27 protein-coding genes are annotated in these 13456 nt (G+C 54.3%); all 27 read right to left on the bottom strand.

Features of this window, described 5'->3' with window-relative positions:
• Positions 1 to 144: 144 nt before the first annotated feature.
• The 27 genes from rplQ to rplC all read right to left on the bottom strand — a co-directional run bounded on the left by rplQ (position 145) and on the right by rplC (position 13452).
• Positions 145 to 531, bottom strand: a complete 387-nt coding sequence (gene rplQ, locus BFP92_RS16500; RefSeq protein ID WP_017135967.1) for a 50S ribosomal protein L17 — start codon at positions 529 to 531, stop codon at positions 145 to 147.
• Positions 532 to 572: 41 nt separating this feature from the next.
• Positions 573 to 1574, bottom strand: coding sequence for a DNA-directed RNA polymerase subunit alpha (gene rpoA, locus BFP92_RS16495; protein ID WP_003176403.1), 1002 nt, complete (start codon positions 1572 to 1574; stop codon positions 573 to 575).
• A gap of 22 nt (positions 1575 to 1596) precedes the next feature.
• A complete protein-coding gene (gene rpsD / locus BFP92_RS16490) occupies positions 1597 to 2217 on the bottom strand; it encodes a 30S ribosomal protein S4 (protein ID WP_003210056.1) in 621 nt (206 codons plus the stop codon).
• Positions 2218 to 2235: 18 nt separating this feature from the next.
• Positions 2236 to 2625, bottom strand: a complete 390-nt coding sequence (gene rpsK, locus BFP92_RS16485; protein WP_002555466.1) for a 30S ribosomal protein S11 — start codon at positions 2623 to 2625, stop codon at positions 2236 to 2238.
• 30 nt (positions 2626 to 2655) lie between these two features.
• Positions 2656 to 3012, bottom strand: a complete 357-nt coding sequence (rpsM, locus tag BFP92_RS16480) for a 30S ribosomal protein S13 (protein WP_003210063.1) — start codon at positions 3010 to 3012, stop codon at positions 2656 to 2658.
• A gap of 129 nt (positions 3013 to 3141) precedes the next feature.
• Positions 3142 to 3258 (bottom strand): 50S ribosomal protein L36, encoded by a 117-nt coding sequence (rpmJ, locus tag BFP92_RS30490; RefSeq protein ID WP_002555468.1) that lies wholly within the window; start codon positions 3256 to 3258, stop codon positions 3142 to 3144.
• Between the two features lie 28 nt (positions 3259 to 3286).
• Complete coding sequence (secY, locus tag BFP92_RS16475; RefSeq protein WP_016969470.1) at positions 3287 to 4615, bottom strand: preprotein translocase subunit SecY; 1329 nt, start codon at positions 4613 to 4615, stop codon at positions 3287 to 3289.
• Positions 4616 to 5053, bottom strand: a complete 438-nt coding sequence (rplO, locus tag BFP92_RS16470) for a 50S ribosomal protein L15 (RefSeq protein ID WP_003176407.1) — start codon at positions 5051 to 5053, stop codon at positions 4616 to 4618.
• 3 nt (positions 5054 to 5056) lie between these two features.
• Positions 5057 to 5233 carry a 50S ribosomal protein L30 gene (gene rpmD / locus BFP92_RS16465; RefSeq protein WP_003176408.1) on the bottom strand — a complete coding sequence of 59 codons (177 nt, stop codon included), beginning with the start codon at positions 5231 to 5233 and terminating at the stop codon, positions 5057 to 5059.
• Between the two features lie 2 nt (positions 5234 to 5235).
• Positions 5236 to 5736 (bottom strand): 30S ribosomal protein S5, encoded by a 501-nt coding sequence (gene rpsE, locus BFP92_RS16460; RefSeq protein ID WP_003176409.1) that lies wholly within the window; start codon positions 5734 to 5736, stop codon positions 5236 to 5238.
• 3 nt (positions 5737 to 5739) lie between these two features.
• Complete coding sequence (gene rplR, locus BFP92_RS16455; RefSeq protein WP_017135964.1) at positions 5740 to 6090, bottom strand: 50S ribosomal protein L18; 351 nt, start codon at positions 6088 to 6090, stop codon at positions 5740 to 5742.
• Positions 6091 to 6100: 10 nt separating this feature from the next.
• Positions 6101 to 6634, bottom strand: a complete 534-nt coding sequence (gene rplF, locus BFP92_RS16450; RefSeq protein WP_003176412.1) for a 50S ribosomal protein L6 — start codon at positions 6632 to 6634, stop codon at positions 6101 to 6103.
• A 12-nt stretch (positions 6635 to 6646) separates the two neighbouring features.
• Complete coding sequence (rpsH, locus tag BFP92_RS16445) at positions 6647 to 7039, bottom strand: 30S ribosomal protein S8 (RefSeq protein ID WP_010566853.1); 393 nt, start codon at positions 7037 to 7039, stop codon at positions 6647 to 6649.
• A gap of 208 nt (positions 7040 to 7247) precedes the next feature.
• Positions 7248 to 7553 (bottom strand): 30S ribosomal protein S14, encoded by a 306-nt coding sequence (gene rpsN / locus BFP92_RS16440; RefSeq protein ID WP_003176414.1) that lies wholly within the window; start codon positions 7551 to 7553, stop codon positions 7248 to 7250.
• 13 nt (positions 7554 to 7566) lie between these two features.
• Positions 7567 to 8106 (bottom strand): 50S ribosomal protein L5, encoded by a 540-nt coding sequence (gene rplE, locus BFP92_RS16435; protein ID WP_003176415.1) that lies wholly within the window; start codon positions 8104 to 8106, stop codon positions 7567 to 7569.
• 20 nt (positions 8107 to 8126) lie between these two features.
• On the bottom strand, positions 8127 to 8441 hold the full coding sequence (rplX, locus tag BFP92_RS16430; protein ID WP_003176416.1) for a 50S ribosomal protein L24: 315 nt from the start codon (positions 8439 to 8441) through the stop codon (positions 8127 to 8129).
• A gap of 11 nt (positions 8442 to 8452) precedes the next feature.
• Positions 8453 to 8821 (bottom strand): 50S ribosomal protein L14, encoded by a 369-nt coding sequence (gene rplN / locus BFP92_RS16425; RefSeq protein WP_002555479.1) that lies wholly within the window; start codon positions 8819 to 8821, stop codon positions 8453 to 8455.
• A 23-nt stretch (positions 8822 to 8844) separates the two neighbouring features.
• A complete protein-coding gene (rpsQ, locus tag BFP92_RS16420; protein WP_003176419.1) occupies positions 8845 to 9111 on the bottom strand; it encodes a 30S ribosomal protein S17 in 267 nt (88 codons plus the stop codon).
• Positions 9112 to 9113: 2 nt separating this feature from the next.
• Positions 9114 to 9305: a 50S ribosomal protein L29 gene (gene rpmC / locus BFP92_RS16415; protein WP_002555481.1), complete on the bottom strand. Its 192-nt coding sequence runs from the start codon at positions 9303 to 9305 to the stop codon at positions 9114 to 9116.
• Complete coding sequence (gene rplP / locus BFP92_RS16410; RefSeq protein ID WP_003232424.1) at positions 9305 to 9718, bottom strand: 50S ribosomal protein L16; 414 nt, start codon at positions 9716 to 9718, stop codon at positions 9305 to 9307. Before rplP ends, rpmC begins: the two co-directional genes overlap by 1 nt.
• A 12-nt stretch (positions 9719 to 9730) precedes the next feature.
• Positions 9731 to 10417 (bottom strand): 30S ribosomal protein S3, encoded by a 687-nt coding sequence (rpsC, locus tag BFP92_RS16405; RefSeq protein WP_003176422.1) that lies wholly within the window; start codon positions 10415 to 10417, stop codon positions 9731 to 9733.
• A 13-nt stretch (positions 10418 to 10430) separates the two neighbouring features.
• Positions 10431 to 10763: a 50S ribosomal protein L22 gene (gene rplV, locus BFP92_RS16400; protein ID WP_003103908.1), complete on the bottom strand. Its 333-nt coding sequence runs from the start codon at positions 10761 to 10763 to the stop codon at positions 10431 to 10433.
• A gap of 11 nt (positions 10764 to 10774) precedes the next feature.
• Positions 10775 to 11050, bottom strand: a complete 276-nt coding sequence (gene rpsS, locus BFP92_RS16395) for a 30S ribosomal protein S19 (protein WP_002555486.1) — start codon at positions 11048 to 11050, stop codon at positions 10775 to 10777.
• Positions 11051 to 11066: 16 nt separating this feature from the next.
• Entirely contained in the window at positions 11067 to 11891 is an 825-nt protein-coding gene (gene rplB / locus BFP92_RS16390; RefSeq protein WP_003176423.1) for a 50S ribosomal protein L2, read from the bottom strand.
• 14 nt (positions 11892 to 11905) lie between these two features.
• Entirely contained in the window at positions 11906 to 12205 is a 300-nt protein-coding gene (rplW, locus tag BFP92_RS16385) for a 50S ribosomal protein L23 (RefSeq protein WP_002555488.1), read from the bottom strand.
• A complete protein-coding gene (gene rplD, locus BFP92_RS16380; RefSeq protein WP_017135963.1) occupies positions 12202 to 12804 on the bottom strand; it encodes a 50S ribosomal protein L4 in 603 nt (200 codons plus the stop codon). The genes rplW and rplD overlap by 4 nt, the downstream gene beginning before the upstream one ends.
• Before the next feature lie 12 nt (positions 12805 to 12816).
• Positions 12817 to 13452, bottom strand: coding sequence for a 50S ribosomal protein L3 (rplC, locus tag BFP92_RS16375; protein ID WP_003194649.1), 636 nt, complete (start codon positions 13450 to 13452; stop codon positions 12817 to 12819).
• Between the last annotated feature and the right edge of the window lie 4 nt (positions 13453 to 13456).

Raw genomic sequence — 13456 nt, 5'->3', positions numbered from 1 at the left:
TGATAGAAAATAACTAACACCCATCAGGGCGAGTAGAGTTTGTTTAAGAAGAGAACCGACAGTCACTTGAGAAATATAGACGGCTTTTCTATCGCCCACAAAAAACCGGGCACTAGGCCCGGTTCTTCGTTACAGCGTGTCGTCTTACTCGGCGCTTACAGCTTCGCCGGCAGTAGCACGATCAACCAACTCGACGTACGCCATTGGCGCGTTGTCGCCAGTGCGGAAGCCGCACTTGAGGATGCGCAGGTAGCCACCCTCACGGGTAGCGTAACGCTTGCCCAGGTCGTTGAAGAGCTTACCAACGATAGCTTTCGAACGAGTACGGTCGAAAACCAAACGGCGGTTAGCCAGGCTGTCTGTCTTGGCCAAAGTGATCAGCGGCTCAGCAACGCGACGCAGTTCTTTAGCTTTCGGCAGTGTAGTTTTGATCAGCTCGTGCTCGAACAGCGACACCGCCATGTTTTGAAACATGGCCTTGCGGTGCGAGCTGGTACGGCTCAGGTGACGACCACTTTTACGATGACGCATGGTTCATTCCTTACCAAACTCACGTTCGGTGATTACGACGATCAGGCAGTCGCCTTGTCGTCCTTCTTAAGACTTGCAGGCGGCCAGTTGTCGAGGCGCATGCCGAGGGACAGACCGCGGGAGGCCAGAACGTCCTTGATTTCAGTCAAGGATTTCTTGCCCAGGTTCGGAGTCTTCAACAGTTCTACTTCGGTACGCTGAATCAGGTCGCCGATGTAGTAAATGTTTTCCGCCTTAAGGCAGTTAGCCGAACGTACAGTCAGTTCCAGATCGTCAACCGGGCGAAGCAGGATCGGATCGATCTCGTCTTCCTGCTCGATTACCACTGGTTCGCTGTCACCTTTGAGGTCGACGAACGCAGCCAACTGCTGTTGCAGAATGGTTGCAGCGCGGCGGATAGCCTCTTCAGGATCCAGAGTACCGTTGGTTTCCAGATCAATAACCAGCTTGTCCAGGTTAGTACGCTGCTCGACACGGGCGTTTTCCACCACGTATGCGATACGGCGAACCGGGCTGAACGAAGAGTCAAGCTGCAAGCGACCAATGCTGCGGCTTTCGTCTTCATCGCTCTGACGCGAGTCGGCCGGTTCATAACCACGACCACGAGCTACGGTGAGCTTCATGTTCAGGGCGCCGTTAGACGCCAGGTTAGCGATTACGTGATCGGGATTAACGATCTCGACATCATGATCCAGCTGAATATCGGCAGCGGTAACCACCCCCGAACCCTTCTTCGACAAGGTCAGCGTAACTTCGTCACGGCCGTGCAGCTTGATAGCCAGACCTTTAAGGTTCAACAGGATTTCAATTACGTCTTCCTGTACACCTTCGATGGCGCTGTACTCGTGGAGCACACCGTCAATCTCGGCCTCGACTACTGCACAGCCGGGCATTGAGGACAACAGGATGCGGCGCAGCGCGTTGCCCAGGGTGTGGCCAAAACCACGCTCGAGAGGCTCGAGAGTGATCTTGGCGCGGGTTGGACTGACAACCTGCACATCAATGTGGCGGGGTGTCAGGAACTCATTTACCGAAATCTGCATGGATGCACCTATTTTCTAGCCCTTACTTGGAGTAGAGCTCGACAATCAGGCTTTCGTTGATGTCGGCGGACAGATCACTGCGAGCAGGAACGTTCTTGAAAACGCCCGACTTCTTCTCAGTGTCTACTTCTACCCATTCTACGCGGCCACGTTGGGCACACAGATCGAGAGCTTGGACAATGCGAAGTTGGTTTTTTGCTTTCTCGCGAATCGCGACCACGTCACCAGCACGAACCTGGTAGGACGGAACGTTAACGGTTTGGCCGTTTACGCTGACGGATTTGTGCGATACCAGCTGACGGGATTCGGCACGAGTCGAACCAAAGCCCATACGGTATACAACGTTGTCCAGACGGCATTCGAGCAGTTGCAGCAGGTTTTCACCGGTTGCACCTTTCTTGCCAGCAGCTTCTTTGTAGTAGCCGCTGAACTGACGCTCGAGAACGCCGTAGATACGACGGACCTTCTGCTTTTCACGCAGTTGGGTGCCGTAATCGGACTGGCGACCGCGGCGTTGGCCGTGGATACCAGGTGCTGCTTCAATGTTGCACTTCGATTCGATCGCGCGCACGCCGCTCTTCAAGAAGAGATCGGTGCCTTCGCGACGAGCGAGTTTGCATTTTGGACCAATGTAACGAGCCATTCTTTACAATCTCCTGGATTACACGCGGCGCTTCTTCGGCGGACGGCACCCGTTGTGCGGGATTGGCGTCACGTCGGTGATGCTGGCGATCTTATAGCCACAGCCGTTCAAAGCACGGACAGCAGACTCACGACCTGGACCTGGACCTTTGACGTTAACGTCGAGGTTTTTCAGGCCGTATTCCAGCGCAGCTTGACCAGCACGTTCAGCAGCTACTTGAGCAGCAAACGGAGTGGACTTGCGGGAACCGCGGAAACCCGAACCACCAGAGGTAGCCCAAGACAGCGCGTTACCTTGACGGTCGGTGATGGTCACGATGGTGTTGTTAAAAGAAGCATGGATGTGGGCGATGCCATCAACCACTGTCTTTTTAACTTTTTTACGAGGACGAGCAGCAGGTTTTGCCATGATAATTTTCCTGTCGATTCGCGTGGGCGATTACTTGCGGATCGGCTTACGCGGACCTTTACGGGTACGCGCGTTAGTCTTGGTACGCTGACCGCGTACTGGAAGACCACGACGATGACGCAGACCACGGTAGCAACCGAGGTCCATCAAACGCTTGATTTTCATGTTGATTTCGCGACGCAGGTCACCTTCAGTGGTGAACTTCGCCACTTCGCCACGCAACAGCTCAATCTGCTCGTCGCTCAGATCCTTGATCTTTGCGGCTGGGTTTACCCCAGTGTCTGCGCAAATTTTCTGCGCAGTAGTGCGACCAACACCATAGATGTAGGTCAGCGAGATAACAGTGTGCTTGTTATCTGGAATGTTAACGCCTGCAATACGGGCCATTCAGTGGGACTCCAATTGACAGCTACCTACGCCCCGGAAGCCAAGAAATAGGGCGCGAGATAATATCGCTGTAATAACAAATAATCAACCCGGCAGCGCACTAGCTGCCGGGCTTCAAGCGGATCACACTCAGCCTTGGCGCTGTTTGTGACGCGGTTCCGCGCTGCAAATTACTCGAACAACACCTTCGCGGCGAATAATCTTGCAGTTACGGCACAGCTTTTTCACCGATGCACGAACTTTCATCACCAACTCCTCGAACCTTATGGGGTACTCAGCGCAACATGCCGCTGCCGTAGCCCTTCAGGTTGGCTTTCTTCATCAGGGATTCGTACTGGTGCGAAACGAGGTGCGATTGTACTTGGGACATGAAGTCCATCACAACCACGACCACGATCAGCAACGAGGTCCCGCCAAGGTAGAACGGAACGTTTGCTGCAACCACCAGGAACTGGGGAAGCAAGCACACGGCCGTCATATATAGAGCACCGAACAGGGTCAAACGAGTCAGAACGCCATCAATGTAGCGTGCCGACTGCTCACCTGGACGGATACCCGGAATAAAGGCACCGGACTTCTTCAGGTTTTCCGCTACGTCTTTCGGATTGAACATCAACGCCGTATAGAAGAAGCAGAAGAAAATAATCCCTGCACTAAACAGCAGAATATTCAACGGCTGACCAGGAGCGATCGACTGAGAGAGGTCCTGCAGCCAGCCCATATTTTCAGACTGACCAAACCAGGTACCCAACGAAGCCGGAAACAGCAAAATGCTGCTCGCGAAAATTGCCGGAATAACACCGGCCATATTCACTTTCAGCGGCAAGTGGCTGGTCTGCGCAGCAAAGACCTTGCGGCCCTGCTGACGCTTGGCGTAGTGAACAGCAATACGACGCTGGCCACGCTCAATGAACACCACAAAACCGATAATCGCTACTGCCAGCAAACCGATGGCAACCAAGGCGAAGATATTGATATCACCCTGACGCGCAGACTCGAAAGACTGCCCAATTGCTCTCGGAAGACCGGCGACGATACCTGCGAAAATCAACATCGAGATACCGTTACCAACACCACGCTCAGTAATCTGCTCACCCAGCCACATCATGAACATCGCACCAGCCACAAACGTGGATACCGCGACGAAATAGAAGCCAAAGTCACCAGTGAACGCAACGCCCTGCCCCGCCAGGCCAACGGACATGCCGATAGCTTGAACCAGGGCGAGAACGACAGTGCCGTAGCGGGTGTACTGGCTAATCTTGCGACGGCCAGCTTCACCTTCCTTCTTCAACTGCTCCAGCTGCGGGCTCACGGCGGTCATCAACTGCATGATGATCGATGCCGAAATGTACGGCATGATCCCCAGTGCAAAGATGCTCATCCGTTCCAGCGCGCCGCCGGAAAACATGTTGAACAAGCTAAGAATGGTCCCCTCATTCTGTCGAAACAGGTCTGCGAGTCGGTCCGGGTTGATACCTGGAACCGGGATGTGTGCGCCTATTCGGTAGACGATAATCGCCAGGAACAGAAAACGCAGACGAGCCCAAAGTTCAGACATACCGCCTTTGCCGAGCGCTGAGAGAGCACCTTGCTTAGCCATTTATTCCTCGAACTTGCCGCCAGCTGCTTCGATAGCCGAACGCGCACCTTTGGTGGCGCCGATTCCCTTGCCGATAGTGACAGCGCGAGTCACTTCACCGGACAGCATGATTTTCACACGCTGTACGTTGACGTTGATCACGTTGGCATCTTTCAGGGTCTGCACAGTAACGATATCGCCTTCCACTTTAGCCAGCTCGGACAGACGCACTTCTGCGCGATCCATGGCTTTCAGGGATACGAAACCGAACTTAGGCAGGCGACGATGCAGCGGCTGTTGACCGCCTTCAAAGCCAGGAGCAATGGTGCCACCGGAGCGGGAGGTTTGACCTTTGTGGCCACGGCCACCAGTCTTACCCAAACCGCTACCGATACCACGGCCCGGACGATGCTTTTCGCGACGGGAACCCGGCGCTGGACTCAGATCATTGAGTTTCATCGATTAACCCTCTACACGCAGCATGTAGTAAGCCTTGTTGATCATCCCGCGATTCTCGGGAGTATCCTGGACTTCTACAGTGTGACCGATGCGACGCAGACCCAAACCTTTAACGCACAGTTTGTGGTTAGGAATGCGGCCGGTCATGCTTTTGATCAGCGTTACTTTAACGGTAGCCATGATCAGAAGATCTCCTTGACAGTCAGACCACGCTTGGCAGCGATGGACTCAGGAGATTGCATAGCTTTCAAACCCTTGAAAGTGGCGTGAACCACGTTTACCGGGTTAGTCGAGCCGTAGCACTTGGCCAGAACGTTCTGGACGCCAGCAACTTCGAGGACAGCACGCATAGCGCCGCCAGCGATGATACCGGTACCTTCAGAAGCAGGCTGCATGTACACCTTCGAAGCGCCGTGAGCGGACTTCATTGCGTACTGCAGCGTGGTGCCGTTCAGATCAACTTGGATCATGTTGCGACGAGCAGCTTCCATTGCCTTCTGGATCGCAGCAGGCACTTCACGTGACTTGCCACGGCCGAAGCCAACACGCCCTTTACCATCACCCACCACGGTCAACGCGGTGAAAGTGAAGATACGGCCGCCTTTAACGGTTTTGGCTACGCGGTTAACTTGAACCAGCTTCTCAATGTAGCCTTCGTCGCGCTTTTGGTCGTTATTTGACATAACTTAGAACTCCAGCCCAGCTTCACGAGCAGCATCAGCCAGCGCTTTCACGCGACCGTGGTACTTGAAGCCAGAGCGGTCGAAAGCCACTTGCGAGACGCCCACGGCCTTAGCACGTGTAGCGACCAGCTGGCCAACCTTTGTGGCCGCGTCGATGTTGCCGGTGGCACCATCACGCAGTTCTTTATCCAAAGTCGAGGCGCTGGCCAGGACTTTGTTGCCGTCGGCCGAGATGACCTGGGCGTAGATGTGCTGCGACGAGCGGTACACGCAGAGACGCACGACTTCGAGTTCGTGCATTTTCAGGCGTGCTTTGCGAGCGCGACGCAGTCGAGTAACTTTTTTGTCGGTCATTTGCTATGCCCTACTTCTTCTTGGCTTCTTTACGACGGACGACTTCGTCCGCGTAGCGCACACCTTTGCCTTTGTACGGCTCTGGTGGACGGAAGTCGCGGATCTCAGCGGCCACCTGACCTACCAGCTGCTTATCAATACCCTTGATCAGGATATCGGTTTGGCTAGGGGTCTCAGCGGTGATGCCTTCCGGCAGTTCGTAATCCACTGGGTGCGAGAAGCCAAGGGCCAGGTTCAAAACCGTGCCTTTTGCTTGCGCTTTGTAACCAACACCGACCAGCTGGAGCTTACGCTCGAAGCCTTGGCTTACGCCTTGGACCATGTTGTTTACCAACGCACGCGTGGTACCGGCCATTGCGCGAGTTTGTTGATCGCCATTGCGAGCCGCGAAACGCAGCTCACCAGCTTCTTCAACGATCTCAACGGACGAATGGATGTTCAGTTCAAGAGTGCCCTTGGCACCCTTCACCGAAAGCTGTTGGCCTGCGAATTTTACTTCGACACCGGCCGGCAGCTTAACGGGGTTCTTAGCGACGCGAGACATGCTTATCCCCCCTTAGAACACAGTGCAAAGAACTTCGCCGCCGACACCGGCAGCGCGCGCAGCACGATCCGTCATCACACCTTTGTTGGTGGAGACGATAGACACGCCCAGACCGCCACGAACTTTCGGCAGATCTTCAGCGGACTTGTACTGACGCAGGCCTGGACGGCTAACGCGCTTCACTTCTTCAATGACCGAACGGCCTTCGAAGTACTTCAGCTCGATGGACAGCAGTGGCTTGGTTTCGCTGCTGATCTGATAACCCGCAATGTAGCCTTCGTCTTTCAGGACTTTGGCAACAGCTACCTTCAACTTGGAAGATGGCATGCTTACGACGGACTTTTCAGCCATCTGGGCATTACGGATACGAGTTAGCATGTCCGCTAACGGGTCCTGCATACTCATGGGCTAGACGCTCCTAATACAAAAAAATTAGCCTTGCGGCTACATATGTCGCCGAGAATCTCCGGCCATAAAAAACACGGGCTCAGGCGAGCCGCGTATTTTAGACACACTCCGGAAATGAAACAAGCCCCAAAAGGGGCTTGATCCAGATTCAAGGTCACCGGCGGTCAGTATCTTGCGTTTCTGCCCGCCTGGACGTTGAAAGTACTTACCAGCTGGCTTTAACCAGACCTGGTACGTCACCACGCATTGCCGCTTCACGCAGTTTGTTACGGCCGAGGCCGAACTTGCGGTAAACGCCGTGTGGACGACCGGTCAGGCGGCAGCGGTTACGCATGCGCGAAGCGCTTGCGTCACGTGGCTGCTTCTGCAGAGCAACTGTCGCTTCCCAACGTGCTTCTGGACTTGCGTTCAGATCAACGATGATTGCTTTCAGTGCTGCACGCTTCTTGGCGTACTTGGCAACCGTGAGCTGACGCTTCAGCTCGCGGTTTTTCATGCTCATCTTGGCCATGGTCCTACTCCAATCAGTTGCGGAACGGGAATTTGAAAGCACGCAACAGGGCGCGACCTTCATCATCGTTCTTGGCAGTGGTGGTCAGGGTGATGTCCAGACCGCGGAGAGCATCGATCTTGTCGTAGTCGATTTCCGGGAAGATGATCTGCTCTTTCACGCCCATGCTGTAGTTACCACGACCATCGAAGGACTTGGCATTCAGGCCGCGGAAGTCGCGAACCCGAGGCAGGGAGATCGACAGCAGACGATCCAGGAATTCATACATACGCTCACGGCGCAGAGTCACTTTGACGCCGATCGGCCAACCTTCACGGACTTTAAAGCCAGCGATGGATTTCCGAGCGTAAGTCACAACGACTTTTTGACCGGTGATCTTTTCCAGGTCAGCAACAGCGTGCTCGATGACTTTTTTGTCACCGACCGCTTCGCCCAGACCCATGTTCAGGGTGATTTTGGTAACGCGTGGAACTTCCATCACGTTCGAAAGCTTAAGTTCTTCCTTAAGCTTCGGTGCGATTTCTTTCCAGTAAATCTCTTTTAGTCGTGCCATGGTCTTCTACCTAGCAGTGTTCAAGCATCAACCGCTTTTTGGGTCGACTTGAAGACACGAATTTTCTTGCCGTCTTCTACTTTGAAACCAACGCGGTCAGCCTTGTTGGTTTCGCCGTTGAAAATGGCGACGTTAGAAGCGTCCAGTGGAGCTTCTTTTTCGACGATACCGCCTTGTACGCCCGACATCGGGTTAGGCTTGGTATGACGCTTAACCAGGTTCAGACCGCCGATAACCAGACGGTTATTAGCGAGAACCTTAAGCACCTTACCGCGCTTACCTTTGTCTTTGCCGGCGATCACGATGATCTCGTCGTCACGACGAATCTTTTGCATGTCGGATCTCCTTACAGCACTTCTGGGGCGAGCGAGACGATCTTCATGAACTTCTCAGTACGAAGTTCACGGGTCACTGGCCCAAAGATACGGGTGCCGATCGGCTCTTGCTTGTTGTTCAAAAGAACAGCAGCGTTGCCATCAAAGCGGATAATAGAGCCATCAGCACGGCGTACGCCGTGACGAGTGCGGACTACAACAGCAGTCATCACTTGGCCTTTTTTCACTTTACCGCGAGGAATTGCTTCCTTCACGGTAACTTTGATGATGTCACCGATACCAGCGTAACGACGATGGGAGCCACCCAGCACCTTGATGCACATAACACGGCGAGCGCCGCTGTTATCGGCCACATCGAGCATGGATTGAGTCTGAATCATATAATTTCTCCGACCCCTAGTCCTTAGACTTCCACAGCGCGTTCGAGAACATCAACCAGTGCCCAAGACTTGGTCTTGGCCAGCGGACGAGTTTCACGAATAGTGACTTTGTCGCCGATGTGGCACTGGTTGGTTTCGTCGTGCGCGTGCAGCTTAGTCGAACGCTTAACATATTTACCGTAGATCGGGTGCTTAACGCGACGCTCGATCAGTACGGTGATGGTTTTGTCCATCTTGTCGCTGACAACACGGCCAGTCAGCGTACGGACAGTCTTTTCGGCTTCAGCCATGATCACTTACCTGCCTGCTGGTTGAGCACAGTCTTCACGCGAGCGATGTCACGCTTAACTTGCGAGAGCAGATGAGACTGCCCCAACTGGCCAGTTGCTTTCTGCATACGCAGATTGAACTGGTCGCGCAGCAGGCCGAGCAGTTGCTCGTTCAGCTGCTGTGCGGATTTTTCACGAAGTTCATTCGCTTTCATCACATCACCGTCCGTTTAACAAAGGCGGTGGCGAGCGGCAGCTTTGCAGCAGCCAGGGCAAAAGCCTCACGCGCCAGCTCTTCAGTTACACCCTCGATTTCATACAGGACTTTGCCTGGCTGAATCTGGGCTACCCAGTATTCCACGTTACCCTTACCTTTACCCATCCGAACCTCGAGAGGTTTTTTGGAGATCGGCTTGTCCGGGAATACACGGATCCAGATCTTGCCGCCACGTTTAACGTGACGGGTCAGTGCACGACGCGCTGACTCGATCTGACGAGCGGTGAGACGACCACGAGCTACAGACTTCAGCGCGAACTCGCCGAAGCTGACTTTGCTACCGCGCTGAGCCAGACCACGGTTGTGGCCTGTCATCTGCTTGCGGAACTTCGTACGCTTAGGTTGCAACATTTGGCGTACCCCTTACTTAGCAGCTTTTTTACGAGGCGCTGGTGCTTGTGGTTTCAGTTCTTCTTGGCGACCACCAATTACTTCGCCCTTGAAGATCCAAACCTTTACACCGATCACACCGTAAGTGGTGTGAGCTTCGTAGTTGGCATAGTCGATGTCGGCACGCAGGGTGTGCAGTGGCACACGACCTTCGCGATACCATTCAGTACGTGCGATTTCAGCACCGCCGAGACGACCGCTCACTTGGATTTTGATGCCTTTGGCACCAATGCGCATGGCGTTCTGTACAGCGCGCTTCATAGCGCGACGGAACATTACACGACGCTCCAGCTGCTGAGCTACGCTCTGCGCAACCAGCATACCGTCGAGCTCCGGCTTACGGATCTCTTCGATATTGATGTGCACAGGCACACCCATTTGCTTGGTCAGGTCCTGACGCAGTTTCTCAACATCTTCACCTTTCTTCCCGATAACGATACCTGGACGAGCGGTGTGGATGGTGATACGTGCAGTTTGTGCCGGACGATGGATATCGATACGGCTTACGGACGCGCTTTTTAGTTTGTCTTGGAGATACTCACGCACCTTCAGATCAGCGAACAAATAGTCCGCATAAGTCCGACCGTCTGCGTACCAGACGGAGGTGTGCTCCTTGACGATTCCCAGGCGAATGCCAATGGGATGTACTTTCTGACCCATCTCTTCGACTCCGTTACTTGTCAGCAACCTTGACAGTGATATGGCAAGACCGCTTGACGATGCGATCAGCACGGCCTTTGGCACGTGGCATGATGCGCTTCAGCGAACGCCCTTCGTTGACGAAAACGGTGCTGACCTTCAGGTCATCAACGTCTGCGCCTTCGTTATGCTCGGCGTTGGCTACGGCCGACTCCAGCACTTTCTTCATGATCTCGGCGGCTTTCTTACTGCTGAAAGCCAACAGGTTGAGCGCTTCGCCCACCTTCTTCCCGCGGATCTGGTCGGCGACCAAGCGGGCTTTCTGGGCGGAGATTCGAGCGCCCGACAACTTAGCGGCTACTTCCATTTCCTAACCCCTTAACGCTTGGCTTTCTTGTCTGCCACGTGCCCACGATAAGTGCGGGTACCGGCAAACTCGCCCAGTTTGTGGCCGACCATGTCTTCGTTAACGAGAACTGGGACGTGTTGACGACCGTTGTGTACTGCGATGGTCAGACCGACCATTTGTGGCAGGATCATCGAACGACGCGACCAGGTCTTAACTGGTTTGCGATCGTTCTTTTCCGCCGCCACTTCGATCTTCTTCAGTAGGTGAAGATCAATAAAAGGACCTTTTTTCAGAGAACGTGGCACTGTCGTATCCCTCTATTTACTTGCGACGACGGACGATCATTTTGTCGGTACGCTTATTACCACGAGTCTTCGCGCCCTTAGTCGGGAAGCCCCATGGCGATACCGGATGACGACCACCAGAGGTACGACCTTCACCACCACCGTGTGGGTGGTCAACCGGGTTCATGGCAACACCACGAACGGTTGGGCGAACGCCACGCCAGCGTTTGGCACCAGCTTTACCCAGCGAACGCAGGCTGTGCTCGGAGTTCGAGACTTCACCCAGGGTCGCGCGGCATTCAGCCAGCACTTTACGCATCTCACCAGAACGCAGACGCAGGGTCACGTAGACACCTTCACGAGCGATCAGCTGAGCCGAAGCACCAGCGGAACGAGCGATTTGCGCGCCTTTACCTGGCTTCAATTCGATGCCGTGTACGGTGCTACCAACTGGAATGTTACGCAGTTGCAGAGCGTTGCCCGGCTTGATCGGTGCCAAAGCACCTGCGATCAGCTGGTCACCAGCACTCACGCCTTTAGGGGCGATGATGTAGCGACGCTCGCCATCTGCGTACAGCAGCAGAGCGATGTGAGCAGTACGGTTTGGATCGTATTCGATACGCTCGACAGTGGCAGAGATGCCATCTTTGTCGTTGCGACGGAAATCGACCAGACGATAATGCTGCTTATGGCCACCACCGATGTGACGAGTGGTAATACGACCATTGTTGTTACGACCACCAGTCTTCGATTTTTTCTCGAGCAGCGGTGCGTGAGGAGCGCCTTTATGCAGCTCCTGGTTGACCACCTTGACCACAAAACGGCGGCCAGGGGAAGTCGGTTTGCATTTAACGATTGCCATGATGCACCCCTTCCTTACTCAGCACTGCTGCTGAAATCGAGATCTTGGCCTGGCTGAAGGGAGATAACTGCCTTCTTCCAGTCATTACGCTTGCCCAGACCGCGAGCAGTGCGCTTGCTCTTACCCAGAACATTCAGGGTAGTAACACGCTCTACTTTCACGCTGAACAGGCTTTCGACGGCCTTCTTGATTTCCAGCTTGGTTGCGTCAGTTGCAACCTTGAAAACGAACTGGCCTTTCTTGTCAGCCAGAACCGTAGCCTTTTCGGAAACGTGCGGGCCAAGCAGAACTTTAAATACGCGTTCCTGGTTCATCCCAGCAGCTCCTCGAATTTCTTCACGGCCGACACGGTGATCAACACCTTGTCGTATGCGATCAGACTAACTGGATCGGAACCTTGCACGTCACGTACATCAACGTGTGGCAGGTTGCGAGCAGCCAGGTACAGGTTCTGATCAACAGCTTCCGACACGATCAAAACGTCGGTCAGGCTCATGTTGTTCAGTTTGCCCAGCAGATCTTTGGTTTTTGGACTTTCAACAGCGAAGTCTTGAACCACGACCAGACGATCAGTACGCACGAGTTCAGCAAGGATGGAGCGCAGTGCTGCGCGATACATCTTCTTGTTGAGCTTCTGAGTGTGATCCTGTGGACGAGCTGCGAAAGTGGTACCGCCGCCACGCCAGATTGGGCTACGGATAGTACCGGCACGAGCACGGCCAGTACCTTTCTGACGCCAAGGGCGCTTACCGCCACCACGTACGTCGGAACGGGTCTTTTGCTGCTTGCTACCTTGACGGCCGCCGGCCATGTAGGCCACGACTGCTTGGTGAACCAGCGTCTCGTTGAATTCGCCGCCAAATGTCAGTTCGGAAACTTCGATCGCTTGAGCGTCATTTACATTTAATTGCATGTCAGCTTCCCCTTAACCGCGAGCCTTGGCCGCTGGACGTACAACCAGGTTGCCGCCAGTAGCGCCAGGAACAGCACCCTTGACCAACAACAGATTGCGTTCAGCGTCGACGCGCACTACTTCGAGGGACTGCACGGTCACGCGCTCAGCGCCCATATGACCGGACATTTTTTTGCCCTTGAATACACGACCAGGAGTCTGGCACTGGCCAATAGAGCCCGGGACGCGGTGGGAAACGGAGTTACCGTGAGTGTTGTCTTGGCCACGGAAATTCCAACGCTTGATCGTACCCTGGAAGCCTTTACCCTTGGACTGACCGGTTACATCAACCAGTTGACCAGCGGCGAAGATTTCAGCGTTGATCAGATCGCCAGCCTGGTAGTCGCCGTCTTCGAGACGGAACTCCATAACAGTGCGACCAGCTGCAACGTTTGCTTTAGCGAAGTGACCTGCTTGAGCAGCAGTCACGCGCGAAGCACGACGCTCGCCGACAGTGACTTGCACTGCACGATAGCCATCGGTTTCTTCAGTTTTGAACTGGGTGACGCGATTCGGCTCGATCTCAATGACCGTGACCGGAATGGAGACACCTTCTTCGGTGAAAATACGGGTCATACCGCATTTACGACCGACTACACCAATAGTCATGTTG

It is taken from the genome of Pseudomonas sp. 58 R 3 (genome assembly GCF_900006605.1).
GTDB classification, from domain to species: domain Bacteria; phylum Pseudomonadota; class Gammaproteobacteria; order Pseudomonadales; family Pseudomonadaceae; genus Aquipseudomonas; species Aquipseudomonas salomonii.
The sequence above is the reverse complement of the archived record's forward strand: the minus strand, read 5'-3'. Positions and strand labels throughout refer to the sequence as shown.